Raw genomic sequence first — 25,374 nt, 5'->3', positions numbered from 1 at the left:
GATATAGGATCGTAATGAATGGGCCTGAACTGGCATCCGACTTTGCCCAGTTGCATCCTGGCGCTCAGTGCGCTGGCGGCGGCAGCGTCGGTTCTGGCGCGGCCTGACGAGGTGCCGCCACTGCCCACCGCTGCCGCCCACACTGCGCCCGACGCTACACCAGCGATCCTGGGCGACTATTGCGCACGCTGCCACAACGATAGCGACAAGATCGCCAATCTCTCGCTCGACGATGTGCGCAATGGCGATCTGCTGCACGGCACGAATATGGACATCTGGGAAAAGGTGCTGCGCCGCACCCGTCAGGGCGAAATGCCGCCGCTTAACAAGCCGCAGCCGACGCCTGCTGCCAGGGCCGCCTTCGTCCAGTGGCTGGAAAACGGGCTGGATGCCTATGCCGCCCAGCATCCCGATCCCGGCCGCGCCACCATCCGCCGCCTGAACCGCGTCGAATATGCCAATGCCGTTCGCGACCTGCTGGCGCTCAAGGTCGATGTCAGCCGCGAATTGCCGCAGGATAATTCGGGCTATGGCTTCGACAATATCGCCGATGTCCTCAGCGTCTCGCCGACTTTGATGGACCGTTATATCGCGGTCGCGGGAAAGGTCGGGCGCATGGCGACCGGCCTCACGTCCCGGCGGGAATTCGTCACATCCTATGAAGTGCCCAAGGATGGATCGGTCATGAACGCCGGTCGCCCCGCCTATAATGAACGTGCCAGCGACGACCTGCCGCTCGGTTCGCGCGGCGGCGGGGCGTTCACTTATTATGCCCGTTACGATGCGACCTACGAGATTAGCGGCTGGCTGAACGCCAACACCAATAATGAAACCGACCGGCAGAAGGAGGACAAGGTCAGCGTCCGCGTGCCGCTGAAAGCCGGGGCGCATGTCATCGGCCTGTCCTTCCGCCGCCAGATCGCGCCCGACGAAAGCGTCCAGACGCTGCGCAACGATCTCGACAAGGTGCCGGTGCCGACCGCCCCGCCGGTGATGTTGCCCATGGACGTTTCGGTCGATGGCGTGCGCGTAAAGTCGATCGACGTCCCATCCTACCGCATGTCGCCGCGCTATTCGCAGCAGAATTTTCCCCGCGACGTCCTCCAGATCGACGTGGCCGGGCCATTTTCACCCAAGGGCGTCGGCAGAACGCCCAGCCGCGATCGCATCTACCTGTGCAAGCCCGCGCGCACCACCGCCGAAACAAGCTGTGCCCGGCAGATCGTCGCGTCGCTTGCCCGCCGCGCTTATCGCCGTCCGGTGACCGACAGCGACCTCACCCCGCTGATGCGGGTCTATGCGACCGAGCGCGCCCAGTCGGACTTTGAACATGGGGTGGAGGCGGCGGTGGAGGCGATTCTTGTGTCGCCGCACTTCCTGTTCCTCGTCGAACGGGATCCGCCGGGTAGCAAGGCGGGCGGCGTCCGTCGCCTGACCGACCTTGAACTTGCCTCGCGCCTGTCCTTCTTCCTGTGGAGCAGCATCCCCGATGAAACCCTGCTGCACCTGGCCGAAACCGGACAGCTACAGAAGCCGGGTGTCATGGACGCGCAAGTCACGCGGATGCTGGCCGATCCGCGCGCGCAGGCGCTGACCAGCAATTTCGCGGGCCAGTGGCTCTATCTGCGCAATCTGGACCAGCAGCGCCCCGACATCACCGTTTTTCCCAAATTCGACACCCGTTTGCGCAGCGCCATGGCGCGTGAGACGGAAATGTTCTTCAGCTATGTTCTGCGCACCAACCGCAGCCTGCTGGATTTCATCGCGGCGGACTATACCTTCCTCAACCAGCGGCTGGCCGAGCATTATGGCATTGGCGGCGTCACCGGCACCGCCATGCGCCGGGTCAGCCTGGACCCGGCGTCCAATCGTGGCGGGTTGCTGGGGCAGGCGAGCATCCTCACCGTCACCTCCTATGGCAATCACACGTCCGTCGTGAAGCGGGGCAAGTGGATTCTCGACAATCTGCTCGCCGCCTCGCCACCCCCGCCACCGCCCGATGTGCCCGCCTTGCAGGACAAGCATGACGGCCGCCTGCTGACCGCGCGCGAGCAGTTGGAGCTGCATCGCAAAAGCCCGGCCTGTGCCGCCTGCCATGTGAAGATGGACCCGCTGGGCTTTAGCCTCGAAAATTTCGACGCGATCGGCGCTTTCCGGCAAAAGGATGCGGGCCAGCCCATCGACGTGTCGGCGCGGATGCCCGATGGCACCCAATTTGCCGGGCTCTCGGGGCTGAAGCGGATATTGCTGACGCAGAAGGACGAGTTTGCCAGCGCCTTTACCGAAAGGCTGCTGACCTATGCGCTGGCCCGCGGGGTGGATGCGCGCGACATGCCCGCCATCCGCACCATCGGCCGCAGCGCCGCCGCCGATGGCTATCGCATCCAGACAGTCATCAAGGGGATCGTGCATAGCGCGCCCTTCACCCTGCGAAGGACAACCGGTCAATGAGGGGAGCAAGATGATCATCCTGCGCAAACCGCTTAGCCGCCGTACCCTGCTGCGCGGCGCAGGCACGACCATGGCGCTGCCATTTCTGGAAGCGATGATGCCATCGGCGAAGGCCGCCGACGTCGCGGCCCGGCCCAAGCGGCTCCAGATTTTCTATTCCCCCAACGGCATGATGATGAACCAGTTTCTGCCCGCGACGCAGGGACCGGGCTTCACGCTGCCGCCCACGCTGGAGCCTCTGGCGCCGCATCGCGCGCAGATCAGCGTCGTGACCGGCCTTGGCCACCCCAGCGCGGCGGCGATGGGGGACCGTCCCGCCGGGCATGGCCGATCCTGTCCCGCCTTCATCACCGGGGTCCATGTCCGTCAGACCGAGGGGACCGACATACGCTGCGGTATTTCGGTCGATCAGGCCTATGCCGATCATCTGGGCGACGCGACCCCGCTCAGCTCGCTGGAACTGGGCATCGACCAGGCCAGCCTGCTCGGCAGTTGCGACATCGGCTATAGCTGTGCCTACACCAACGGCATCAGCTGGCGGAACCCCACCGTGCCACTGCCCGTCACCGCCAATCCGCGCGACGTGTTCGAGCGATTGTTCGGCGATGGCGACGCGCTGGACGCCAAAAGCCGCCTGGCCCAGTTGCGGCGGCAATCGAGTATCCTCGATTTCGTGATGGACGACAGCGCCCGGCTGAGCGGCGTGCTGGGGATGGAGGACCGCCACAAGCTCGACGAATATCTGGAAGCGACCCGCGACATCGAACGTCGTATCCAGCGCGCGATCGCGTCGGGCGGCGGCGCCCAAAGCGCCGGTCTGGAACGGCCTGCGGGCATCCCCGACAGTTTCGACGCGCATGTCCGTCTGATGATCGACCTTCAGGTGTTGGCGATGCAGGCCGACATCACCCGTATCGGCAGCTTCATGATCGGCCGCGAACTCAGCAACCGCACCTATCCCGAAATCGGCGTGCCGGATTCGCATCATATGCTCAGCCATCATGGCAACAACCCGGAAAAAATGGCGAAGCTGGCGCGCATCAACCGGCATCATATGGAATATTTCGCTTATTATCTGGACCGGATGAAGGCGGTAAAGGACGGCGAAGGATCGCTGCTGGACCGGACCCTCGTGCTGCGCGGATCGGCCTTTGGCGATCCCAATGAGCATGATCATATGGACCTGCCCGTCATCGTCGCAGGCGGGCTGGTGCCGGGCGACCGGCATATCGTCGCGCCAAAGGGCACGACCATGTCCAATCTGCTGCTGAGCGCGCTGCATGTGCTTGATGTGCCAGCGACCCGCTTCGGCGACAGTGACGGCCCGTTCACGGCGCTGACCAGTGCCTGATCGCGCCCGCCCCTTCCTTGCCCTGCTGGCGCTGCTGGCCGGTTGCGGCATGGCGCAGGCGCGTGCGCCGCAGAAGGACGAAGGGCTGGCGCGGGCGATCGTCGCGAATGACGTGGCGGGGGTTGAGGCAGCGCTGGCCGAGCCGGCCGATCCAGACCAAAGGCTAGCCTTCGGCGCGACGCCGCTCAGTTGGGCAGTGAACGTCCAGAATCCGGCCATTGTCGCCGCGCTGCTGACGGCGCGCGCGAGCGTCAACAGCGCCGATCAGGACGGCGTGACGCCGCTGGCGCTCGCCTGCGAACTGGGGGAGCCAGCAATCGTCGCGCAATTGCTCGACGCGCGCGCCGATGTCCGCGTGGCGCGGGCGGACGGCACGACCCCGCTCGCCGTCTGCGCCCGCTATGGTCCCGCCGACGCCGTCGCACGGATGCTGGCCATGGGCGCGGCCCCAGACCGAATCGACAGTCGCGGCCAGACGCCGCTGATGTGGGCCGCCGCCGCCGGACGGACCGAAGCGATTGCCTTGTTGCTAAAGGCTGGCGCAAATCCCAACCGCGTGTCGAAGGGCGACTTCACGCCTCTCTTCTTCGCGATCAAGAGCGGCATTGTCTCGGCCACGCAGGCACTGCTCGCCGCAGGCGCGGACAGCGCCTATCGCGGCCCGGAAAACACCAGCGCCGCTCAGCTTGCGCTCTATCAGAAAAATTACGCGGCCGCCGCTCTGTTGGTGCCGTATGGCGTGGACGTGGTCGAGCGGGACAGGACCGGGGAGCAATTGCTCCATGGTGCCGCAGCGGGCGGAGACATCAATCTCATCCGCCTGCTGCTGGCCAAGGGCGCTGATCCCAACGGCCTGACCGGTCCATCGCGGATCACATGGGTGACCGAAGCCAATTTCGGCGTTCCCCCGCCGCCCGTGCCCCCCACGCCGCCGCTGCTGATCGCCGCCGCCAATGGCCGCAAGGATGCGATGGCATTGTTGCTGGCCGCCGGGGCCGACCCCCGCTTCGTCACGGCGGACGGCACCAACGTCGTGCTGGCGTCCGCGCGCGGGGGCAGCACAGCGACGCTCGACTATGCCCTGTCGCTGGCACCCGACGTGAATGTCGCTGGGGCAAATGGCATGACCGCGCTTCACTGGCTGGTGGCTGGCGGTGTCCAGCCGGAGCTGGAAGCGATGCTGAAAATCCTCGCAGCCCATGGCGCGCGCACCGACATCCCCAGCAAATATGGCGCGACCGCCGCCCAGATGGCCGACGGCGGCCTCACGCAAGTGAAACAGATTTTTCGCACGGTCTTTCCCGACAAGACGTCGGTGAAGATGGCGGGCGCCGCGCCGCAGACCGTTCCTGAACATTGAACAGCAAAACACGCAGGGTAGATCATCGCATGACCATATCGCCAGCTTTCCGCCGCCCGATGCTCGCGCTGTCGGGTATTTCTCTCGTCGCGCTGCCCGTGCTGGCGGGATCATTGACCGCTGCCCCCGCCGCAGCGCCCGCGCCCAAAGCTGCGATAGCCGCGCGCCAGGCGGGCTACAAGAAAATGGGCGCGGCGATGAAGGCGCTGAACGACCAGCTCAAAAGCGGCACCCCGGTGAAAGCCACGATGGTCGCGGCAGCGCAGATGATCGCCGCCACTGCGCGCGAACAACCCCGGCTCTTCCCGGCGGGCAGCGGCCCGACGGCGGGCGCACCCACCGACGCGCTCCCCAATATCTGGACCGATCGCGCGACCTTTGACGGACAGATGGCGAAACTGATCGCCGAATCCGGCAAGCTGGTATCCACCGCCAACAGCGGCACTGCCGATGCCATCCGCGCGCAGGCCAAGGCGACCGGGGCCACCTGCGCCGCCTGCCATCGCCAGTTCCGCGCCGACAGCTGAACGATCCCGCCATGTCGACCGACGCCCCATCCCGCCGCCTGCTTGTCTGGGATATCTATATCCGGCTATTTCACTGGCTGCTCGTCGCCCTGCTGGGCTTTTCCTGGTGGAGCGGCGAACGGCATGAGATGGAATGGCACCGCCTGTCGGGCTACGCTATTCTCTTCCTGCTGATCTTTCGCCTCTATTGGGGCTTTGTGGGCAGTGGGACGGCGCGTTTCGGCCATTTCGTGCGCAGCCCGCGCGCTGCCTTCGCCTATTTGGGCCATCTCAGGACACGCTCTTATCGCGCCACGGCAGGTCATAATCCGGTCGGCGGCTGGAGCGTATTGCTGATGCTCGTCAGCCTGGTGGCGATGGTGACGGCAGGCCTGTTTGCCGTGGATGTGGACGGTCTGGAATCGGGTCCTCTCGCAAACTATGTCAGCTTTGATCAGGGGCGCGTCGCCGCTGATCTGCATGGCCTGTTGTTCAACTTGCTCCTCGCGCTGGTCGCGCTTCACATCGTTGCGATCCTCTATTATCTGCTGCGCCTGCGCCACAATCTGATCGGCCCGATGATCCATGGCCGCGGCACCATGCCGGTTGAGGAGACAAAGGATCTTCCCTCCGGGTCAGCCTGGAAAGCGCTTGTCGGCCTGCTCATCGCCGCCGCCTGCGTCTGGGCAATCGGCTTTCGCTAGGCGAGATCGGTTACCCCATTATAATGGCGACATGGCCGCGCGCCGGAAATCGCCCCTCGGCCGGATGCCCCAGCGACAGAAATTCGCGCGGGCTGATCATCCCTTGTTACGGCGCGGGCGCAGCGCGTCGCGCATGGCGATGCTGGAATTGATCCGGGTGACGCCGGGCATACGCGACAATATTTCGCTATGGATGCGTTCATAGGCGTCGACGCTGTCCGCCTCCACCCGCAGCCAATAATCGACCGCGCCGGTCATCAGGAAACATTCGCGGATTTCCGGGCATTGCCGCACCGCATGTTCAAAGCGGGCGAGATGGTCCTCGGTCTGCCGATCCAGCGTCACCTGGACCAGCACATTGACCAGGCTATTATCGTCCCGTCCCCCTGCGACCACCGTATAGCCACGAATATAACCCCCCGCTTCCAGTTGGCGGATACGCCGGTGGCAGGCAGACGGCGACAGGCCGACCTCCGCCGCGATCTCGGCATTGGATCGCCGCGCGTTCAGCTTGAGCAGGCGCAGAATCGCGCGATCCATATTGTCGAAGGACATGGCCATATGTTCAAATCCACTGAAACGATATGCCATATAAGCGGAAAATATCGAATGATCATCTGCTGATTGCATGGATATTCGCACAAACGTGTTTTATCATGCTGGGGCATCGGGAAGGGAATGGCCATGCAGCATGGGACGGCGGGACGCTTGCGCATCGACCTTGGCGCGCTGGTGGCCAATTATCGACTGATCGCCCAGCAGGTCGCGCCCGCCAGCGTGGCTGGCGTGGTCAAGGCTGACGCCTATGGCCTGGGTGCCGTCCCGGTATCGACATCTCTATATGCCGCAGGCTGCCGCCACTTCTTCGTCGCCCATCTGTGCGAAGCGGCAACCTTGCAACCGCATCTGCCGTCCGATGCGACCCTGTACGTCCTCAACGGTCTCTATCCCGGCACGGAAGCCGATTGTGCCGCGATCGGCGCGGTCCCGATCCTCAATTCGCTGGAGCAGATCGACGGCTGGGCCGCGCTTGCCCGCACACTGCACCGCGCCCTGCCCGGCGTGATCCAGGTCGACAGCGGCATGGCCCGTCTCGGCCTGACCGCGGATGACCTTGCAACCCTGCGCGTGTCGCCGGAGCGGCTGGCTGGTATCGACCTGCTGCTGGTCATGACCCACCTCGCCTGCGCCGATGATCCCGATGACGGGTTCAACGTGCAACAGCGCACCACGTTCAACGCCATCGCCCACCAGTTTCCCGGCGTCCCGCGCTCGATTGACAATTCGGGCGGCGCGATGACGGCAGGCGTGGGGCATGGCGATATCGTCCGCGCCGGAATCGCCCTCTATGGTGGCGCACCGCATGGCCAGCCCAACCCGATGCAGCCCGTCGTCGCGCTCGATGCCACTATCGTCCAGTTGCGCACCGTCGATGCTGGGGCAGGGGTCGGATATGGCCTGACTCACCGTTTCGATCGCCCTTCGCGCGTCGCGACCGTGTCGGTTGGCTATGCCGATGGCTGGCCGCGCCACCTGAGCAACCGGGGCAGCGCCTATATTGCCGGGGTGCGCGTGCCGATCGTCGGGCGGGTATCGATGGACAGTATGGCGCTCGATGTCACCGACGTGCCTGATGCTGTGCTCCGTGCCGGTGCCCCGGTCGAACTGATCGGCCCGCACCAGACGATTGACGATGTCGCGGCGCAGGCCGGCACGATCAGCTACGAAATATTGACCCGGCTCGGCCACCGTTATGCGCGCACCTATCTGCCCGCGCCGGTCGCCACCCCCGACAGGAGCATCATGGCATGAAGGTCGTCATCTTGGGCGGCGGGGTCATCGGCGTCACCTCCGCCTGGTATCTCTCGCAGGCAGGGCATGAAGTCGTGCTGATCGACCGCCAGACCGGCGTGGCGCAGGAAACCAGCTTCGCCAATGCCGGGGAAATCTCGCCCGGCTATGCCTCCCCCTGGGCCGCGCCCGGCATCCCGGCCAAGGCACTTCGCTGGCTGTTCATGCAGCACGCCCCCCTGATCCTGCGCCCAAATGTCGATATGGCGATGCTGCGCTGGATGATCGCCATGCTCGGCAACTGCAACGCGACTGACTATCGCATCAACAAGGGGCGGATGGTGCGGCTGGCCGAATATAGCCGCGACCAGCTGATTGCGCTCCGCGCCGCCACCGGCATCAGCTATGACGAGCGCAGCCAGGGTACGCTGCAACTGTTCCGCGAACAGAAGCAACTCGACGGCATCGCCAAGGATATTGAGGTGCTGCGCGCTGACAATGTCCCGTTCGAGGTGCTGGACCGCGCCGGATGCATCGCCGCCGAACCGGGCCTGGCTGCCAGCGCTTCGCCGATCGCGGGTGGTCTGCGCCTCCCCAATGACGAGACGGGCGACTGTTTCAAATTCACCAACGCGCTGGCGGCGATGGCCAAGGCACGCGGCGTCCAGTTTCTGATGGGCCGCACCATCAACGGACTGGCGCGCGAAGCCGGACGCATCGCCCATGTCGTCACCGACGATGGCCCGGTCACCGGCGACGCCTACCTTGTCGCCATGGGCAGCTTCTCGCCTTTGCTGCTCGCCCCGCTTGGCCTGCGCCTGCCCGTCTATCCGGTGAAGGGCTATTCGATCACCGTCCCTATCGTTCAGCCGGAAGCCGCCCCGGTCTCGACCCTGCTCGATGAAAGCTACAAGGTAGCGATCACCCGACTGGGCGACCGCATCCGGGTCGGCGGCATGGCTGAACTATCGGGCTACACCAATGACCTGCCACAGGCGCGCCGCGACACGCTCGACCATAGTGTCGGCACGCTGTTTCCCGGCGCAGGGGATCTGACCAAAGCCACTTTCTGGAGCGGGCTGCGGCCGATGACGCCGGATTCCACCCCGGTCGTCGGCGCGACGCCGATCGACAATCTGTTCCTCAATACGGGCCATGGCACGCTGGGCTGGACCATGGCCTGCGGATCGGGGCAGGTGATCGCCGACCTGATCGGCGGCCATGCCCCCGCCATCGAAACCGCCGATCTGGCGTTGGCACGCTACCAGCGCTGATTTTCAAGGAGAAATAGCATGACCATTACCCGCATCGACACTGGCCCGCGCATGAGCGAAGCCGTCATCCATGGCGATACCGTCTATCTGGCCGGCCAGATCGGCGCGCCCGGCGAAAGCGTGACCAACCAGACCAAGGCTGCGCTCGAAGAAATCGACCGACTGCTCGCACTGGCAGGCAGCAGCAAGGCGCATATCCTGCGCGCCACCATCTGGCTGGCCGACATGGCCGATTTTGCGGAAATGAATGCGGTCTGGGATGCCTGGATCGCTGACGTTGCGGCCCCCACCCGCGCCACGGGCGAAGCGAAGCTGGCGACACCTGACTATAAGGTGGAAGTGATCATCACCGCCGCCCGCGCCTGATCGGGCACGGCGCAACAAAAAGCGGGGCGCTCTGTGGAGAGGGTCAGAGCGCCCCGGTCTTGCCCCTGATCAGAAGGGCAGGTTGTACATGGTGGTTGCGTTGTCCTGCAGCACCTTCTTCTTCACCGCATAATCATAGCCGCCCAGCACATCGACGAGATGTGCCTGTACGCCGGGATAGAGCGAGGTGGGATGCGGGAAATCGGTCTCGAACATCACCTTGTCGACGCCGATTGTTTCCAGCAGCAGCTTGGGACCGACCTTCTCGAACCAGAAGGTGACCCAGAAATGGTCGCGGAAATATTCCCATGGCCGCTTGTTGAGCAGGCCTTTCTTGGTCGGCAGCATCTCGTTGAACTGATGCTCCAGCGCTTCGATCGCGAAGGGCAGCCAGCCCATGCCGCTTTCGATGAGGCCGATCTTCAGCTTCGGATGACGGTCGAGCCGTCCCGACACCATCCAGTTGCCCAGCGTCGCGGCATTGCCGATCGAGAACATCGTTGCTACCACCGACAGCGTCTGTTCAAAGCCAAAGCCTTCCCAGGTCAGCGTATTGGGATCGACCGCTGAATTGAGGTGGAAGTTGAGCGGCATGCCCGTCGCTTCGCACATCTCCAGGAACGGCGTCCAATAATCGTGCAGGAAGCTCGGCACGCCGACACGTTCCGGCGTATCGGGCAGGACGAAGCCCTTAAGGCCCATGTCGTAACAACGGCGCGCTTCGGTCTCCAGCGCCTTCTGGTCCCAGAAGGGCAGATGCCCCATGTTGAAGATGCGGTTGCCCGACACCTGCTGATATTCGGCCGATGCGTCATTATACATCTGGACGATGGCGAGTGCGAGATCGGGATCGCCCAGCGACATCAGCGACCCGGCCTGGGTTACGCCCGAATTCTGGAAACCGATCTGGGCATAGACGCCCATATCGTCCATCGCCTGCAACCGTTCCTTGATCAGATGACCGCCCGGATGCGCCTGCTCCAGCTTGGGGAAGGCCAGCCGCCCCAGCAGCTTGTTATTGTCGGCGCGGATGACATTGCCACCCATCGACCCGAAATTGCGGTCACCGACATACCAGCGTTCCACACCATCGGCGTCCAGCTTCACATAGGGAACCTTGGACTTGTATTTGGCCGGTGCGCGCGACGTAAACAGGTCGGGCGCTTCGGTAATGTGGGTGTCAGTATCGACGATCTTGATGCCCGCCAGCGACGGGTCCAATCCGCCGGACTGGGACGCATAATCGACCTCACGGATGACGCCGCCTTCGGTATAGCCTTCGGCCGACCAATATTTGCGGGCGGATGCGGCCAGTTCCTCGTCGGCCCCATCCTTTACATTGGCGTCCTTCACATCAGCCATGCTTCATCTCCATCGTCTGGCGGCTGGCATCGAACAGCGGGGATACCGGCGCGGGGGCCGGCTCCTCGACGCAGCGACGGACGGCCTCGTTCAAGGTGCGCAGCAGGCTGTCGGCATCGATCTGGTCCGACGGCTCATAGACAAAGCCGATGGCCAGAGGCTGTCCGTCGGGCATGTTGGGCAACAGCACGGCGGTGACGTCGGCGATCGATCCAAAGCCGGCCTTGCCACTGGCAAAGCCATGATCGCGGCACGCCTGGACCTGCGCCGCCATTTCGGTGGGCAGGAATTTGCGATCGGCACTCGCTTCGGCGTTGAGGCGACGGATCATGCCGTCGCGACGCGGCTGGGCGATGGTCGACAGCAACAGCCAGCCAGCGGCGCTATCGGACAGATGATCCTGCTGGCCACCGCAGAAACCGGCGGCACCGGCCGTGCGGAAGGTCCGCTTGCCAACGCGCCAGTTGAATACCTGCGCCTTCAGCCCGACCATGCCGAACACGGCCACGCCCAGGCCAGTCTGCGCCGACAACCGGTCGATCAGGCCCGTGAGCGCGCCATCACGCACCAGCTTGGGCTGAACGGCAGCCCCCAGCATCGCGGCGCGCGGGGTGGGTGAATAGGAACGCGAACAGGGATCCTTGTGCAGCAGGCCAAGGTCCACAAGGCTCGACAGCAGTTCAGACGTGCTGGACTGCGGACGGTCGAACCGGCGGACAATATCCATCACGGTAGCCTGGGGGTGATCCTCATCGAAGAATTCGAGCACTTCGATGACGCGCTTGGCGATCTTAGCCTTGTTGGACTCGACTTGAGCCATGGTCCTCTCCTCCGGTTTATGAACAGTAGTGTTCACTAACGCGGCGGGCCTGTCAATTAAAAATGAGATACTCTCGTTTATGTAACGCCGATCGCGGCATTGTCCGACTCATTGTCGGTTTCATCAAACAGGCAGCGAAGCGCCAGGCGATCAGTCTTGAGCGACGGCGTGCGCGGGAAATCGGCACAAAACAGCCATTTCACCGGGACATGCGTGGCCAGCAGATGGGCACGGACATGCTCCGCCAGCATGTCGGCATCGACCGAGGGAGCAGCTGGGGACAGCCGGATCGCAGCCGCCGGAACCTGCCCCAACCGTGCGTCGGGCAGGCCGATGACCGCCGCTTCGGCCACTGCGGGGTGCAGCATCAGCGCCTGTTCGATCGACTCGGGCAACAGTTTAAACCCGCCCCGAATGATTGCCCCATCCGCCCGGCCCAGCAGGAACAGGAAATCGTCCGCGTCGATCCGCGCCATGTCCGACGTGCGAATCCAGTCGGGGCCGATCCGCGGCGATATGACCTCCAGCAAACCGGGCATATCGGTCGGCAAGGGCGCGCCACTATCGGCATCCACGATACGCAGCTGCGCCCCCGCCATCGCCCGGCCAACTGTGCCGCGCTTGGTGCTGCCCCATGTTGCGTGCAGTTCCGCCGTCATCATCGCGACAGGTCCGGCAAATTCGGTGGCACCATAGGATAGCAGGATGGGAATGCCATAATGCGCCTCGAACGCCTGCTGCACACCGGGGTCGAGCGGCGCCGCGCCGCAGCCGATCGCCTTGATCGACGCCAGATCGGCGACGGGAATATCAGCATCCAGCACCCCGCGCACGCTACTGGGTGGCAATCCGGCATGGGCCGGGCGATAGCGCAGTACATGGTCGTGCCAGGCGGCGATGGTGAACCGCTCCAGCAGCAGCATCCGCTGCCCCCGGATCAGCATTGGCAGGGTGGAATAGAGGCCAGAAATATTGCCGATCGGAAAATAGAGCAGGAATGGCGGCGCGGACAGGATATCCTCGCCCTGCCTTTGGGTCAGCGGTGACCCCAGAAAATGCTGTTCCATCAGGGCGTAGGACACGGCAAAGGGCTTGGGCGGGCCGGTGGTGCCGCTGGTCAATATCTCGATCTGCGGCTGGTCAGGCCCGCTCCGCTCACAGGCCGATCCCGTCGCCGGGCTGCGCAGAATCGCCGCCATACCCTCCAGCGCGATCACAGCCACGCCCTCGCCCCGCGCAGCAGCCATGACCTCGTTGCCCAGGTCGTCGGCAAAGGCGATCAGCGCTGACCCGCCCGTCCGCACGACATCGCGGGCGATCCCGCCTGCCGACTGGAAGGCATAGATCATGCGGATCGTGCGCCCCTGCGCCATCATCCCCAGCAGCGCGGCGAGTGCCGCAGGCCGGTTGCGCGGCACGAAGGCAACCGGCGCGTCCGGGCCGATCCCGCTCGCGGCCAGCGCCGCCTGCACGGCATCGGCAACCTGGCGCACCGCACCCCAGTCATGCCACTGCCCTTCAAATTCGATCGCCGGCAGCGCCGGGTCACGCTGCAAGGCGTCGGCGCTGCGTTGCTGCAAACTCATGCCTGTCTCCCTGACACGCCCGATAGTGGGGCAGGGCAGGGGCCGCCGCCAACCATTCTGCGCAACGCCATGGCGATGAATGGAACATGATGGTTTGCGACATCGGCGTGGGGTCTTAGCTTGCCGCAAATGACGCCACCCACCGCCCCGATCGACCCGCAACGGCTCACGATCCCGTGGGATGGGGAGGGCGCGGACCATGCGATTGTCGATCTCGCGGCGGTGCAGAACGCAACCCCCTGGCACTTGCCGCCCTGTCCGTTGATCGGCATCGGCACCCCCGATCATCCCCGCGCCAAAGACGTCGATCTGCTGGTCGACGCGCCCGCGTCCCTCCCCATGATCGTTGCCGCCATCACTGCCCAGCCTCAGGTCGCCGCCGTGCTGGTTCAGCTGTTGCGGCTGATTGAGGACATGGATGCCGCGCCCGCGCTGGTCGCCGAATCGCTCGCTTATGGCCTGCTTCAGGGCAGCGAAGGCCACGCCCGCTGGCTTGCGTCTCGCACCCCCGCGCCCGCATCACCGCCCGGCGCAGTCAGGCTGGACCGCACGGACGATCAACTCACCGTCACGCTCAACCGCGCCCACGTCCACAATGCAATCGACCGCCCCATGCGCGACGGCCTGCGCGAAGCGTTCGATCTGGCGGCACTGGACCGCGACATCGCCCGCATCAGCCTGCGCGGGGCGGGGCGCAGCTTCTCGGTCGGCGCAGACCTGTCCGAATTCGGCACCACCCGCGATCCCGCCACGGCCCACGCCATCCGTATGGTGACGCTCCCCGCCCATGCGATCATAGGCTGCGCCGACCGGCTCGATGTGCATGTGCAGGGTGCCTGCGTCGGCTCCGCGCTGGAGATGGCGGCCTTCGCCACCCGCCTGACCGCCAGCCCCAGCGCCTGGTTCCACCTGCCCGAACTGGCGATGGGCATCATCCCCGGCGCGGGCGGCTGTGTATCGGTATCGCGCCGGATCGGGCGGCAACGCGCGGCACTGATGATCCTGTCGGGCCGCCGGATCAGCGCCGCCACCGCGCTAGACTGGGGCCTGATCGACGCACTCATGGACGATTGACCCGCCGATCATCGTCAGCCTGACATCGCCCGCATCCAGCCGGTTCCGCGCTTCGCCCCAGCCGCGATCCAGCAGGCACAGGTCCGCCGTCGCCCCCACCGCCACCTGCCGGATGCGCGACAGGTCGACCGGATCGGCCAGGAACAGGTCGCGCGCCTGCTCCGGCGTCAGCGCCTCGTCTACCCCGACCAGCGCGCCCGCTGCCGTGCGCCGGGACACCGCCGCGCGCATCGCCGCCCAGGGATCGGCGCTACCAAATGGCGCATCGCTCCCCCCCGCCAGCACCACGCCCGCCCGCATGAACGCGCCCAGCCGGTAGAGAAAGGGCCGGTCGCGCGCATCGACATCGGCCAGATAACGGTCACCGCGTTCGGCGATAAAATGGGGCTGGCTGACGGTATGCAGCCCCATCCTTGCTATGTCCGCCAGCAGTGTGTCGGGCGTCACCCCGGCATGTTCGATCCGGTCGCCGCACATCACCCCGGCCTCGTCCAGCGCCGCCAGCGCGAACACCAGCTCGGTCTGCGTCGTGCAATGGATCGCCGCCACCCGCCCGCGCACATGCCCGCCGCGCAGAAAAGCCACGCAATCGTCAAGATCGGGCAACGCCTGTTCGTGCAGATGCAGCTTGGCCGGGCCGATCATGATGCCGGGCAGGGGCGGCGTATCGGTCAGCCCCAGCGTTCCCGCCAGCACCACCCGCTGCGGCAGGCGCCCGGCGCCATGCTCTGCCGCAAAATGCGCCGCCATCGCCTCGTCATTGGCGGGCGACATATCTGTCACCCCCGTCACCCCCATCGCTGCCAGCTCCGCGCCGATCGCGGTGAAATCCGGCGGCACGCTGCCCAGCCGATCGCGCAGCCATGGGTCGGCATCGAACAATTGCCCGCTCGCCCGGTCCAGCCCCGGCGGCACCGGCCCATCGCCCTGCAACAGCGCCATCGCCGCGCTGTTCAGGAACCACATCCGCCCCGACCGATGCTGTACCCGCACCGGCCGCGTCCCCGTCCAGCGGTCGAGCCGCCTCGCATCCAGCATCCCCGCGACGCTCTCATGATAGCCAATGCCACGCAGCCAGCCGTCACCGGGTCGTGCCAGCGCCGCCACCAGACCATCCTCATCCAGCACATCGGGCGGCCCGCACGCCACCGACACGCGCGCCACCGCCAGCGCGGCGCAATGGATATGATGGTCATGCAGGCCCGGCAGCAACGCGCCGCCCGCCGCGTCGATCACCCGCTCGTCGCCCCCCGGCGCAAGCTGCCCGACCGCCACGATCCGCCCGCCTTCGATCCGCACATCGGCCAGCGTCTGCCTATCAATCTCGGCACGCCGTATCAGCATCGCGCCAGCCAGATGGCATTGTTCTGCCCCATCGCCGCCACGCGCCCGGCCGGACGAACGGCGGTAGCTGGAAAAGCCTGCCCCTGCGCTGCGCCCCATGCCTGCAAATCCGTCATCAGCGCCTTCTCGTTGCGCCGCCTTTCGCTGTCCAGCGCCATGGCGACGATCGCGCTCATCGACAGGATCATCCGCGCCGCCCGCCCGTTACGCACCCGCTCCAGCGCCAGTCGTGCGGCATGGATGCCCGTCAGCGGATCGGCGCAGGCATCCCCGCCAAAGCCGATTCGCCCGCTCGCCGTCCTCAGCGCATCGCTCACCCCGCCCGCCACGCTGGCGTCATCGCCAAAACCGATCCAGTCGCCCGCCTCACCCGTCGCGCCATGACCGGTGATCGTCATCCACACCAGCCCCGGCACCGCCCGCACCAGCGCATCGGCGTCGATCCCCAACTGCCACAACGCACGTGGCCGCGCCGCCTCGATCACCACATCGGCACGCCTGATGAGCGCGATCAACGCCTCCCGATCCGCCCGATCGCGCAGGTCCGGCGCGACATTGGCCTTGTCCTGATTGATCCGCGCAAACAGCGCCGGATCGCCCTCGCGCATCCGGTCGGGCCGGTTGCGGCTCTCCACCTTCACCACCTGCGCGCCGGTCAGCCCTATGAGGTGCGCGGCCAGCGGCCCCGCCCACAAGGCCGACAGGTCAACGACCAGCAACGGCCCCGTCCGCACTTTTGCCGCGCCATCCGCCGTCACCTGACAGGGCGGCGACACCGGCACCTCGCCCATGCGTGCGATCGCCAGCCCCAGCATCCGCCCCTGCACCACCAGCGCATCGGCACTACATGCGCGAAAAGCCGTTACAATCTGCGCATCATCATCCGGGTCAAGCTCCCCGTCCTGAAACAGCGCAGGCAGCATCGCCCGGTCGTCATCGCGCGCCAATGTCAGCGCAACATGCCCGTCCCGCGTCGTATATAGGCGGCATCCGCCCCCCGCCGACACCACCCCCGGCACGGCAAAGCCGTTCAGCGCCGCCCGTTCACCCATCAGCATCGCGCCGGAAAGCCCCGCAGGCATGCCCATCGCCCGCAACTCCCCCTCGGCCCAGCCAGCCAGAGGCAGGGTCAACGGGCGCATTTCAGGCCGCAAACAGCTTCTTGATCTCGCGCCGCAACAGCTTGCCCATCTCATTATAGGGCAGGGCGTCGGCGAACAGCACCCGTTCCGGCACGCGCGAGGATCGCAAACGGGCGCGCACCATCTGCTTCAATTCCTCCTCGCCCGGTGCATCATGCCCCGCGCGCGGCACGACGATCAGCCCAACCGCCTCGCCCCATTCGTGCGAAGGAATCGCGACCGCCGCGGCCTCGGCCACCGCCGGATGGGTCATAACCACATCCTCGATTTCGCCGGGCGAGATATTCTCGCCACCACGCACGATCACATCGTCGGCGCGCCCCGACAGGAACAAATAGCCGTCCGCGTCGATATAACCCGCGTCGCGCGTCGGAAACCAGCCATCGGCGTCCAGCGCACTGCGTTCGCGATATTCGCCCGACACCTGCTCGCCGCGCACATAGATTTCGCCCGCTTGGCCGGGCGGCAGCACCGCACCATCCTCGTCGCGAATCTCGATCTCCACGGTCGGCAGCGGCCGTCCCACCGATCCCAGCCGCGCCCGCACGATTGGGTCGTCCGATCCATGGGCGGCGCGATGCTCCTCCGGTCCCAGCAGGGCGATGGTCGAGCTTGTCTCGGTCAGCCCATAGGCATTGGTAAAGCCGGTCGCGGGAAACAGGTCCAGCGCCTGATGGATCAATTCGGTCGGCATCTTGCCGCCACCATAAGCGATCGCGCGCAAGGCCGACAGGTCGGGCCGGCGGCCTTTCGCCCCCCCCTTCGCCATCGTCTCGATGATCCGTGCCAGCATTGTCGGCACGACAAAGGCGTTGCTCGCCCCCTCATCTGCGGCCAGATCGAGCCAGGCTTCGGGCGAGAAAGCGGGCAGCATCAATATGCGCCGCATCGCATAGATGGAGCTGAGCAGGGCGGCGATGCCCGCGATATGATAGGGCGGGACGCTGACCAGCGCGGCGTCCTCTTCCGGCGCGGCAGCAAACTCGACCGTCCCCAATATATAGGACACCAGATTGGCATGGCGCAGGATCGCCGCCTTGGGCGCGGCGGTCGTGCCGCTGGTGAACAGCTGGATCGCGATCCCCTCGCCATCCTCACCCTCGGCCGGCGCATCGACGGCGCGGGCCTGCGCGGCCTCGACAAAGGCGGCGCGGGTCAGCACGATGTTGCTTTCCGTCGGGCAAAGCCGCCTTACCCGATCGACATCGCCCACGATCAGCGCCGGGGTGATCCGTTCCAGCAATGCGCCCAGGTCCGCGTCGGCCAGCCGGTAATTCAACGGCACATAGGGGACGCCCGCCAGCGCCGCGCCAAACAGCGCCATGGCCGCCGCCTCGCTGCTTTCGTCGAGCAGCGCGACATGGGCGCAGCCGCTGTCACGGATCAACGCTGCCGCGCCGCGCGCCCCGGCAAGCAAATCGGCATAGGACCAGCGTTGGCCGTCACAGACCAGCCCGATACGGTCGGGTGCTGTATCGGCGGCCATTTCCAGAAAGAGGGCGATGTTCATGGGTTTGTGTCAGTCCGACGCGGGCAGGGGCTTGGCATCCTTGATGCTCAGCGCCACGCCATCGACCGACAGCGATCCCTTGCCCGGCTTGACGCACAGCAACTCGAATGTCCCCGCCGCATCGACATAGCGCTTGCCCATCAATGTGCCTGCGGCGAGATCCGGGGCGGGCGTGCCGATCGCATCGGGCTTGGCTTCGCCCATCGCGGCACCGCCACACTCGATAGTGCCCGCGCCGCTGCGGATCACCATCACTTCGGTGTCGCACATCGCGCTTTTCAGTTTCGTTCCGGGCTTCATGTCCATCCTGCCTTTCAAAGCGTTACGCGATTGCGCCGCTGGCTTTCCATTGTTCGATCTGGTCCCATTCGACGCCCAGTTCCATTAGCACGATTTCGGTATGTTCCGATGCCTGGGGCGCGCGGGTGGTTTCCAGTGGCTTGCCGTCAAACTGCACCGGGCCACGCACCAGCCGCAACGGCTTGCCGCCGTCGGCACCCTCGACCTCGATGATCATGTCATTGGCCAATGTCTGTTCGTCGGTCAAAAGGTCCGTAAAGCTTTGCACCGGCGCCCATTGCCCCTTCATCGTTTTCAGGTGCGACCGCCAATAGGCGAATGGCTTTTGCGCGAACGCCTTGACCAATATGTCGCTCGCCGCGCCCGCATTGTCGATCAACGACAGCACATCCTTGAACCGTGGATCGTCGGCGGCTTCCGGCACGCCGACATGGGCAAACGTGTCGGCAATCAGGCCGGTTGGGCTGACCATGCACAGGTTGATCGTGCCGCCATCGGAGGTACGGAAATTGCCCATGAACGGGTTGCGCAGCGATCCGCCCGATACCGGCATGCCGTTGCGCGTCTCGATCCCGGTTTCCATCACCTGCGATATCAGCGCGCCCGATGCCCACCAGGCCGCGCTCAGCAGCGACACGTCCAGTTCGGTCGCTTCGCCGGTTTTTTCCCGGTGCAGCAGCGCGCCGGAAATGCCACCGGCGATGAACATGCCGCCGATGGAATCGCCGAATGCCGGTATGCCCTGGGTCAGCGGGCCGGGCAGGGCTTCGGGCGTCATCGCATAGGCGACGCCGCTGCGCGACCAGAAGCAGGTGCCGTCAAATCCGCCGATTTCGCGCTCTGGCCCCTTATTGCCCAGCGCGCTGCCACGGGCATAGATGATATTCGGGTTGACCGCGCGGATATGTTCGATGTCGAACTTGTTCTTCTGCCGCACCTGGGGGAGGTAGTTGGTCAGGAATACGTCCGCCGTCTTGGCCAGCTCGTACAATATTTCCTGTCCCTCGGCGGTCGACAGGTCGATGCCGACGCTGCGCTTGCCGCGATTGGGATGCTCGAACAATGTATGGCGCAAGGGATCGAGCGTCACCCCGCCCATGTTCAGGAACCCGCGCTGCGTGTCGCCGCGCACCGGATGCTCGATCTTGATGACGTCCGCACCCCAATCGGCCAGGATCGCCCCTGCTGCAGGCACATAGGTGAATTGCGCTACTTCCAAAACGCGCACACCCTTCATGACCTGGGTCATAAACTCTCATCCCCTCATTCGCCGCACGACGCAGCCTTCATCACCTAAAAAGCGTAGAAGCTGTGGCGGTTGCCGCAAGAGCCGACAGGCTGTTGGATGCGGGCTATCGCTAGCGCGATGCAAAGCCCGGCCTCAACGCCGCCACGATATGCGGCATGGCCCGAAAAACTGGGATTGAGCGTCGGGAAATCCGGGCCGATAGCGGAACGGAAAAGATATCGGAAGGACTGCCATGATCATCGACTCTTCGCTTTCCGCCATCGTCACCGGCGGCGCATCCGGCCTTGGTCTCGCCACCGTGAAGGCATTGCGCGCTGCGGGTGCGAAGGTCGCGATCTTCGATATCAATCAGGACCAGGGCGCAGGAATCGCAGCCCAGGTCGGCGCAACCTTTCACCGCGTCGATATCATGTCGGAGGACAGCGCGCTCGCGGGCTTTGACAGCGCCCGCACCGTTCAGGGGCAGGAACGGCTGCTGGTCCATTGTGCCATGGTGTCGAAGGGCGGCAAGACCGTCTCGAAGGATAAGGAAAGCGGCGGTTTCAAGCGCCTCTCGACCGAAGATTATGCGATTTCCGCACAGGGCATATTGATCGCCAGCTACCGCATGGCCTCCATCTCCGCGCTTGGCATGGCCGCGCTCGACCCGCTGGTCGACAATGAACGCGGCAGCATCATCCTGACCTCCAGCGCCGCGGCGGAGGACGGGCAGGTCGGCCAGATCGCCTATGGTTCGCTCAAGGCCGGGGTCAACGGCATGGTCCTGCCGATGGCGCGGGATCTCATGGATCTGGGGATTCGCGTCAATGCGATCATGCCCGGCATCTTCGCGACCCCGCCAATGCTGCGGTTCAAGGAGATGAACCCGCCCATGTATGAAAATCTCGAAAAATCGGTGCCGTTCCCCCGGCGTCTGGGGCAGCCCGACGAATTTGCCAGCCTCGCCATGGAACTGGCCCGCAACAGCTATATCAACGCCCAGACCTTCCGCATCGACGGCGCGATCCGCTTCCCGCCGCGCTGACTATCCGCTCATATTCACGCCGGAATCGGGGCGCGTCGTACCAACGGCGCGCCCTTTTCTTCGCACCTGCGAAAATAAAATACTAAGCTGGCTTGACATGTTTTTGACGAACTACTAACCTGGCTTAGTATTAAATGAATCGCTCTCCCTTTTCGACCAGAGGTTCGCCATGATCCGTTTTGCCAAAATCGCCGCCTATGTCTCACTCGCTGTCGCCATCGTGCCGCAGGTCGCTGCCGCCGACGATGCCGTGCAACTGACTTCGGCTTCAGCCATCGCCACCGAATATAAGGGCAAGATGCTGTACACCGCGTCGGGCGATCGCCTTGCCGCCGTCTATCGCGTCGGTGCCGATGGCGCCGCGCAGATCATCCTCAACGGCAAGATGATTGCTGTTCCCGCCGCCAGCCTGGCGGCTGCCGATGGCAAGCTGGTGACCAACCTGTCGAAGCGCGACCTGCTGACCGCGCGCTGATCGGAAGGGCGACGGTCCTTCGCAATGAATAGGCCGCTCCCTAACCCGGAGCCGCCTTTTTCATGGCTTGCCGATATTCTCTGAAATCGTATCGAGCAGCGCGTTGATCCGGTGCAGGTCGTCATGATCGAAGCCGGCAAAAGCCACTTCTTCATTGGCGCGCGCAATCCCCGCCAGTTGCGTCGTGATCGTCTGGCCCGTCTCTGTCAGGAATACAGCATGGGCGCGGCGGTCATCATCCTTGGCGCGCCGTTCCAGCAACCCATCGGCACACAGCCGGTCGATCAGCCGACCCGCTGACGCTTCGGCAATTTCCAGCATATTGGCAATGGTGCGCTGGGTCGCGCCGGGGTGGCGAGCCACCGCCGCGATCACTGTCCATTGCGATCGCGTCACGCCCAGCCGCACCACGCTCTGGTCGAAATGCGCCCGCAACTGCCGCGCGATCACAACCAGCTTCAGCGACGCATTGCGCATCAGCGCCTTCGCGTCATCAGCCAGCAGATCATCGTTCGGTTCAGCCATGAAGCGCGTACCATAGCGCCATTGCGGCGAAACGAAACCGTCCTCGTTGCAAGCCGGGGCGATGTTCTGCGCCGGATCAGACACGTTCGATGATGATCGCTGGCGCCATGCCGCCCGCCGCGCACATGGTGATCAGGCCATAGCGTCCGCCGGTCCGCTCCAGCTCATCCAACGCCGTGCCGATCAGCACTGCGCCGGTCGCACCGATCGGATGACCCAGCGCGATCGCCCCGCCATTGGGGTTCAGTTTCGCGCGGTCGATGCCCAGATCGCGGATGAACTTCTCGGTCACGACCGCGAACGCCTCATTCACCTCGAATATGTCGATATCCTCGACCCGCAACCCTGCCTTCGCCAACACCTTGCGCGCCGCCGGGACGGGGCCGTTCAGCATCAGCGTCGGGCAATCTCCCATATTGGCGGTCGCCACGATCCGGGCGCGGGGCTTCAGGCCATGGCGCTGCGCATAGACCACCGACGCCAGCAGGATCGCGGCTGCCCCATCGACCACGCCCGATGAGGTTCCGGCATGATGCAGTGGCGTGATCGCCAGGTCAGGATAGACCTGGTTGATCAGCTGACGGAAGGTTGGCCCGTCGGCGCGCGAAGGCATGTCCATAAAGGCGGCGAAGGCGGGTTTGAGCTGCGACAACTGCTCGGCGGTCGTGTCGGGCCGGGGATATTCCTCATGGTCCAATATGACTGCGCCATCATCGTCCACCACCGGGACGGTCGAACGGGCGAAGCGTCCTTCCTGAATCGCGATCCCTGCCCGTCGCTGGCTCTCTGCGCCAAAGGCGTCGAGCTGTTCCCGACTGATCCCCTCCATCGCAGCGATCGCGTCGGCGGCGACGCCCTGGTTCGACTGGGGATGCTTGGCCTGCAACCGCATATTGCCAGTGCCAAGCCCGCCGACCGGTGGCACGCCCGCTTCTCGCAGCGACTGGCCATAGGACATGACGTGCGACATCATCTCCGTCCCGCCCGCGATCACCAGATCCTCCATCCCGGCCATGATCTGCCCCGCGGCCAGATTGGTAGCGGTCAGCCCGCTGCCGCAGAAACGGTCGAGCGTCACCCCGGACGCACGCACATCATAACCGGCGTCGAGCGCGGCCATCCGGCCCATATCGCCGCCCTGCAACCCCATCTGCGCGCTGGTGCCCCAGATAATATCATCGACATCGGCGGTATCGATGCCGTTGCGGTCGCGGATCGCGCGCAGCACGGTCGCTGCGACATGCTGCGGGTGCAGATGCGACAGCGCGCCCTTGCCCAATTTGCCGATGCTGCGCGGGGTGCGGACCGCGTCGATGATATAGGCCTCTGCCAAGGCTCGTCTCCTGTAGAAAGATGACTTTGCTATCGCATGGAAGGCCCACATTCCCAATCGCATGGGCGATTGATCGGAAGGGCAAGGGCGTGCAGGGTGGACGGCAGTAGCGCCCGCTGCCCAAGGTGGGCGGGGCCAGGAAGCATAGGGGGCAGGATGGCGAGAGCCGGGCATGATCGGTCATCGGGCGGCACTTTTGCGCCGCTTCGCGAACCTGTATTCCGCGGCATCTGGACGGCCAGTCTGCTGTCCAATTTCGGCCAGCTGATCCTGGGGGTCGGCGCGGCGTGGGAAATGACCCGGCTCACCCCGTCGCCCGGCATGGTAGCGCTGGTGCAAAGCGCCCTGATGCTGCCGCTGATGCTGGTCGCGCTGCCTGCGGGCGCGCTGGCCGATATGTTCGACCGACGGCGCATTGCCATGACGGGCCTTGCCTTCTCCATGGTCTGCGCGACGATCCTCACCCTGCTCGCCTGGTCGGGCCATAGTTCGCCCTGGATGCTGCTGGCCTTCTGCTCGCTCATCGGGGCAGGGGTCGCGCTCTATTCCCCTGCCTGGCAATCCTCGATCAGTGAGCAGGTCGGCCCGCATCATCTGCCCGCCGCCATCGCGCTCGGCACGATCAGCTATAATGTCGCGCGCAGTTTCGGCCCGGCGATCGGCGGTGTCATCGTGCTGGCGGCGGGCGCTCATGCCGCCTTTGCGGTCAACGCCATCGGCTATCTGCCGCTTTTCATCGCCTTCTTCCTTTGGCGACGCCGCCACGTCTCCTCGCGCCTGCCACCCGAACAGATCCACCGCGCGATCGTATCCGGCGCGCGCTACGCCCTCCATGCCGCGCCAATCCGCACCGTTCTGGTGCGCGCCTTCCTGTTCGGCCTGGCCGGCGCATCCTCATCAGCACTCGCGCCACTGATCGCCAAGCATCTGCTGGGGGGCGATGCCAGCACCTTCGGCCTGCTGCTGGGGGCGGGCGGACTGGGCGCGGTGGGCGGTGCCTTGCTCGTGGCTCCCTGCCGGGAAAAGCTCGGTACCCACCGCACCGTGACGTTGCTGGCATTGCTCAGTGGCGCAACGCTGGCACTGGCGGGCTTCAGCCGCTCGGTGCCACTCACCTGCTTCGCCCTGTTTCTCGCTGGCGGCGCGAATATTCTGACCATCGCCCTGTTCAACGTCGCGGTGCAACTGTCCGCCCCGCGCTGGGTCACGGCGCGGGCGCTCTCGCTCTTCTCTTCGGCGCTGACCGGCGGCATCGCGATTGGCGCGGCCCTGTGGGGATGGGTTGCGGGACAGCTATCGGTCGATGGCGCGCTCTATCTGTCTGGCCTTGCGCTGGCGGCGCTGCCTGTCATCGGCCTGTTGCTGCCCCTGCCCGACACCAACGAAGCCGATATCGAACCCATATCGCTGCAAAATGAGCCGGAAGTCGGCATGGCACTGACGCGCCGGTCTGGGCCGATCATCATCGAAATCGACTATGATGTCGATCCGTCGCAAGCCCGCGATTTCTACGGCGCGATGTTGCAGGTCCAGCGCACCCGGCTGCGCAATGGCGGCTTCAACTGGTCCATTTCGCGCGACATTGCCAATCCGGCTCACTGGACCGAACGCTATCAATGCCCGACCTGGGGTGACTATCTGCACATGCGCGAACGCTTTACCCAGGCAGACAAGGATATCCAGCTGCTCGCGCGGTCGTTCGACCGGAAGGCGGGCGATCTGCGCGTGCGGCGACGGCTGGAACGGCCGTTCGGATCGGTGCGCTGGCAGACCGATACACCTGATCCGCAGCAGGGCATGATCAACTATATCGGGCCATGATGCCCG

At 65.1% G+C, this 25,374-nt stretch carries 23 protein-coding genes; 12 read left to right on the top strand and 11 right to left on the bottom strand.

The window, feature by feature from the left end:
• The first annotated feature begins 18 nt into the window (after positions 1–18).
• From EBBID32_RS03755 to EBBID32_RS03735, 5 genes are read left to right on the top strand one after another with little or no spacing between them, the layout of a single operon-like run.
• Positions 19–2,451, top strand: a complete 2,433-nt coding sequence (locus EBBID32_RS03755) for a DUF1592 domain-containing protein (RefSeq protein ID WP_006950912.1) — start codon at positions 19–21, stop codon at positions 2,449–2,451.
• Positions 2,452–2,461: 10 nt separating this feature from the next.
• On the top strand, positions 2,462–3,802 hold the full coding sequence (locus EBBID32_RS03750) for a DUF1552 domain-containing protein (protein ID WP_006950911.1): 1,341 nt from the start codon (positions 2,462–2,464) through the stop codon (positions 3,800–3,802).
• Entirely contained in the window at positions 3,795–5,162 is a 1,368-nt protein-coding gene (locus tag EBBID32_RS03745; RefSeq protein WP_006950910.1) for an ankyrin repeat domain-containing protein, read from the top strand. Before EBBID32_RS03750 ends, EBBID32_RS03745 begins: the two co-directional genes overlap by 8 nt.
• 29 nt (positions 5,163–5,191) lie before the next feature.
• Positions 5,192–5,689, top strand: a complete 498-nt coding sequence (locus tag EBBID32_RS03740) for a c-type cytochrome (protein ID WP_006950908.1) — start codon at positions 5,192–5,194, stop codon at positions 5,687–5,689.
• Between the two features lie 11 nt (positions 5,690–5,700).
• Positions 5,701–6,372 carry a cytochrome b/b6 domain-containing protein gene (locus tag EBBID32_RS03735; protein WP_006950907.1) on the top strand — a complete coding sequence of 224 codons (672 nt, stop codon included), beginning with the start codon at positions 5,701–5,703 and terminating at the stop codon, positions 6,370–6,372.
• A 96-nt stretch (positions 6,373–6,468) separates the two neighbouring features.
• Here EBBID32_RS03735 and EBBID32_RS03730 read toward each other — a convergent pair whose 3' ends face one another.
• The gene (locus EBBID32_RS03730) at positions 6,469–6,933 is read right to left on the bottom strand and encodes an Lrp/AsnC family transcriptional regulator (protein WP_037488624.1); all 465 of its coding nucleotides are present in this window, start codon (positions 6,931–6,933) and stop codon (positions 6,469–6,471) included.
• Between the two features lie 117 nt (positions 6,934–7,050).
• Here EBBID32_RS03730 and alr point away from each other — a divergent pair, with 117 nt between their 5' ends.
• Genes alr through EBBID32_RS03715 form a run of 3 tightly spaced genes read left to right on the top strand, consistent with a single transcriptional unit; the run spans position 7,051 to position 9,803 of the window.
• Complete coding sequence (alr, locus tag EBBID32_RS03725) at positions 7,051–8,184, top strand: alanine racemase (RefSeq protein WP_037488587.1); 1,134 nt, start codon at positions 7,051–7,053, stop codon at positions 8,182–8,184.
• A complete protein-coding gene (locus EBBID32_RS03720; protein WP_006950901.1) occupies positions 8,181–9,437 on the top strand; it encodes a D-amino acid dehydrogenase in 1,257 nt (418 codons plus the stop codon). Before alr ends, EBBID32_RS03720 begins: the two co-directional genes overlap by 4 nt.
• Before the next feature lie 18 nt (positions 9,438–9,455).
• Positions 9,456–9,803: a RidA family protein gene (locus tag EBBID32_RS03715; RefSeq protein WP_006950899.1), complete on the top strand. Its 348-nt coding sequence runs from the start codon at positions 9,456–9,458 to the stop codon at positions 9,801–9,803.
• Positions 9,804–9,872: 69 nt separating this feature from the next.
• On the opposite strand, the gene EBBID32_RS03710 is transcribed toward EBBID32_RS03715, so the two are convergent.
• From EBBID32_RS03710 to EBBID32_RS03700, 3 genes are all read right to left on the bottom strand, one after another.
• Positions 9,873–11,165: an amidohydrolase family protein gene (locus EBBID32_RS03710; RefSeq protein ID WP_006950897.1), complete on the bottom strand. Its 1,293-nt coding sequence runs from the start codon at positions 11,163–11,165 to the stop codon at positions 9,873–9,875.
• A complete protein-coding gene (locus EBBID32_RS03705) occupies positions 11,158–11,985 on the bottom strand; it encodes a helix-turn-helix domain-containing protein (protein ID WP_006950889.1) in 828 nt (275 codons plus the stop codon). The genes EBBID32_RS03710 and EBBID32_RS03705 overlap by 8 nt, the downstream gene beginning before the upstream one ends.
• A gap of 77 nt (positions 11,986–12,062) precedes the next feature.
• The gene (locus EBBID32_RS03700; protein ID WP_006950886.1) at positions 12,063–13,571 is read right to left on the bottom strand and encodes a class I adenylate-forming enzyme family protein; all 1,509 of its coding nucleotides are present in this window, start codon (positions 13,569–13,571) and stop codon (positions 12,063–12,065) included.
• A gap of 129 nt (positions 13,572–13,700) precedes the next feature.
• On the opposite strand from EBBID32_RS03700, the gene EBBID32_RS03695 reads away from it, so the two are divergent.
• Positions 13,701–14,645 (top strand): enoyl-CoA hydratase/isomerase family protein, encoded by a 945-nt coding sequence (locus EBBID32_RS03695; RefSeq protein ID WP_006950881.1) that lies wholly within the window; start codon positions 13,701–13,703, stop codon positions 14,643–14,645.
• Here the strand turns inward: EBBID32_RS03695 and EBBID32_RS03690 are convergent.
• Genes EBBID32_RS03690 through EBBID32_RS03670 form a run of 5 tightly spaced genes read right to left on the bottom strand, consistent with a single transcriptional unit; the run spans position 14,607 to position 20,190 of the window.
• Complete coding sequence (locus tag EBBID32_RS03690; protein WP_231382094.1) at positions 14,607–16,088, bottom strand: amidohydrolase family protein; 1,482 nt, start codon at positions 16,086–16,088, stop codon at positions 14,607–14,609. The two genes, EBBID32_RS03695 and EBBID32_RS03690, sit on opposite strands and share 39 nt — an antisense overlap.
• Positions 15,983–17,131 (bottom strand): CoA transferase, encoded by a 1,149-nt coding sequence (locus EBBID32_RS03685; RefSeq protein ID WP_037488583.1) that lies wholly within the window; start codon positions 17,129–17,131, stop codon positions 15,983–15,985. Before EBBID32_RS03685 ends, EBBID32_RS03690 begins: the two co-directional genes overlap by 106 nt.
• 1 nt (position 17,132) lies before the next feature.
• Positions 17,133–18,641 (bottom strand): class I adenylate-forming enzyme family protein, encoded by a 1,509-nt coding sequence (locus EBBID32_RS03680; RefSeq protein WP_006950875.1) that lies wholly within the window; start codon positions 18,639–18,641, stop codon positions 17,133–17,135.
• Positions 18,642–18,650: 9 nt separating this feature from the next.
• Positions 18,651–18,941 carry a hypothetical protein gene (locus tag EBBID32_RS03675; protein ID WP_006950873.1) on the bottom strand — a complete coding sequence of 97 codons (291 nt, stop codon included), beginning with the start codon at positions 18,939–18,941 and terminating at the stop codon, positions 18,651–18,653.
• 22 nt (positions 18,942–18,963) lie between these two features.
• Positions 18,964–20,190 carry a CaiB/BaiF CoA transferase family protein gene (locus EBBID32_RS03670; RefSeq protein ID WP_006950871.1) on the bottom strand — a complete coding sequence of 409 codons (1,227 nt, stop codon included), beginning with the start codon at positions 20,188–20,190 and terminating at the stop codon, positions 18,964–18,966.
• A gap of 232 nt (positions 20,191–20,422) precedes the next feature.
• On the opposite strand from EBBID32_RS03670, the gene EBBID32_RS03665 reads away from it, so the two are divergent.
• Together EBBID32_RS03665 and EBBID32_RS03660 are read left to right on the top strand one after the other, a co-directional pair.
• On the top strand, positions 20,423–21,214 hold the full coding sequence (locus tag EBBID32_RS03665; RefSeq protein ID WP_006950869.1) for an SDR family oxidoreductase: 792 nt from the start codon (positions 20,423–20,425) through the stop codon (positions 21,212–21,214).
• Positions 21,215–21,383: 169 nt separating this feature from the next.
• Positions 21,384–21,689, top strand: a complete 306-nt coding sequence (locus tag EBBID32_RS03660) for a hypothetical protein (RefSeq protein ID WP_006950867.1) — start codon at positions 21,384–21,386, stop codon at positions 21,687–21,689.
• A gap of 60 nt (positions 21,690–21,749) precedes the next feature.
• Here EBBID32_RS03660 and EBBID32_RS03655 read toward each other — a convergent pair whose 3' ends face one another.
• Both EBBID32_RS03655 and EBBID32_RS03650 read right to left on the bottom strand, forming a co-directional pair.
• Positions 21,750–22,214, bottom strand: a complete 465-nt coding sequence (locus EBBID32_RS03655) for a MarR family winged helix-turn-helix transcriptional regulator (protein ID WP_037488619.1) — start codon at positions 22,212–22,214, stop codon at positions 21,750–21,752.
• Positions 22,215–22,290: 76 nt separating this feature from the next.
• Entirely contained in the window at positions 22,291–23,547 is a 1,257-nt protein-coding gene (locus EBBID32_RS03650) for an acetyl-CoA C-acetyltransferase (RefSeq protein WP_006950864.1), read from the bottom strand.
• 156 nt (positions 23,548–23,703) lie between these two features.
• Here EBBID32_RS03650 and EBBID32_RS03645 point away from each other — a divergent pair, with 156 nt between their 5' ends.
• Positions 23,704–25,368: an MFS transporter gene (locus EBBID32_RS03645; RefSeq protein ID WP_006950863.1), complete on the top strand. Its 1,665-nt coding sequence runs from the start codon at positions 23,704–23,706 to the stop codon at positions 25,366–25,368.
• Positions 25,369–25,374 lie beyond the last annotated feature (6 nt).

The organism is Sphingobium indicum BiD32 (assembly GCF_000382885.1).
Classification (GTDB): domain Bacteria; phylum Pseudomonadota; class Alphaproteobacteria; order Sphingomonadales; family Sphingomonadaceae; genus Sphingobium; species Sphingobium japonicum_C.
The sequence above is the reverse complement of the archived record's forward strand: the minus strand, read 5'-3'. Positions and strand labels throughout refer to the sequence as shown.

Coding starts and splice junctions, on each gene's coding strand:
- EBBID32_RS03675 (WP_006950873.1), bottom strand. CDS start 18,941: ATGAAGCCCGGAACGAAACTGAAAAGCGCGATGTGCGACACCGAAGTG.
- EBBID32_RS03730 (WP_037488624.1), bottom strand. CDS start 6,933: ATGGCCATGTCCTTCGACAATATGGATCGCGCGATTCTGCGCCTGCTC.
- EBBID32_RS03695 (WP_006950881.1), top strand. CDS start 13,701: ATGACGCCACCCACCGCCCCGATCGACCCGCAACGGCTCACGATCCCG.
- EBBID32_RS03685 (WP_037488583.1), bottom strand. CDS start 17,131: ATGCGCCCGTTGACCCTGCCTCTGGCTGGCTGGGCCGAGGGGGAGTTG.
- EBBID32_RS03750 (WP_006950911.1), top strand. CDS start 2,462: ATGATCATCCTGCGCAAACCGCTTAGCCGCCGTACCCTGCTGCGCGGC.
- EBBID32_RS03705 (WP_006950889.1), bottom strand. CDS start 11,985: ATGGCTCAAGTCGAGTCCAACAAGGCTAAGATCGCCAAGCGCGTCATC.
- EBBID32_RS03690 (WP_231382094.1), bottom strand. CDS start 16,088: ATGGGGCGCAGCGCAGGGGCAGGCTTTTCCAGCTACCGCCGTTCGTCC.
- EBBID32_RS03715 (WP_006950899.1), top strand. CDS start 9,456: ATGACCATTACCCGCATCGACACTGGCCCGCGCATGAGCGAAGCCGTC.
- EBBID32_RS03645 (WP_006950863.1), top strand. CDS start 23,704: ATGGCGAGAGCCGGGCATGATCGGTCATCGGGCGGCACTTTTGCGCCG.
- EBBID32_RS03755 (WP_006950912.1), top strand. CDS start 19: ATGGGCCTGAACTGGCATCCGACTTTGCCCAGTTGCATCCTGGCGCTC.
- EBBID32_RS03680 (WP_006950875.1), bottom strand. CDS start 18,641: ATGAACATCGCCCTCTTTCTGGAAATGGCCGCCGATACAGCACCCGAC.
- EBBID32_RS03665 (WP_006950869.1), top strand. CDS start 20,423: ATGATCATCGACTCTTCGCTTTCCGCCATCGTCACCGGCGGCGCATCC.
- EBBID32_RS03700 (WP_006950886.1), bottom strand. CDS start 13,571: ATGAGTTTGCAGCAACGCAGCGCCGACGCCTTGCAGCGTGACCCGGCG.
- alr (WP_037488587.1), top strand. CDS start 7,051: ATGGCCATGCAGCATGGGACGGCGGGACGCTTGCGCATCGACCTTGGC.
- EBBID32_RS03740 (WP_006950908.1), top strand. CDS start 5,192: ATGACCATATCGCCAGCTTTCCGCCGCCCGATGCTCGCGCTGTCGGGT.
- EBBID32_RS03670 (WP_006950871.1), bottom strand. CDS start 20,190: ATGACCCAGGTCATGAAGGGTGTGCGCGTTTTGGAAGTAGCGCAATTC.
- EBBID32_RS03720 (WP_006950901.1), top strand. CDS start 8,181: ATGAAGGTCGTCATCTTGGGCGGCGGGGTCATCGGCGTCACCTCCGCC.
- EBBID32_RS03710 (WP_006950897.1), bottom strand. CDS start 11,165: ATGGCTGATGTGAAGGACGCCAATGTAAAGGATGGGGCCGACGAGGAA.
- EBBID32_RS03735 (WP_006950907.1), top strand. CDS start 5,701: ATGTCGACCGACGCCCCATCCCGCCGCCTGCTTGTCTGGGATATCTAT.
- EBBID32_RS03660 (WP_006950867.1), top strand. CDS start 21,384: ATGATCCGTTTTGCCAAAATCGCCGCCTATGTCTCACTCGCTGTCGCC.
- EBBID32_RS03655 (WP_037488619.1), bottom strand. CDS start 22,214: ATGGCTGAACCGAACGATGATCTGCTGGCTGATGACGCGAAGGCGCTG.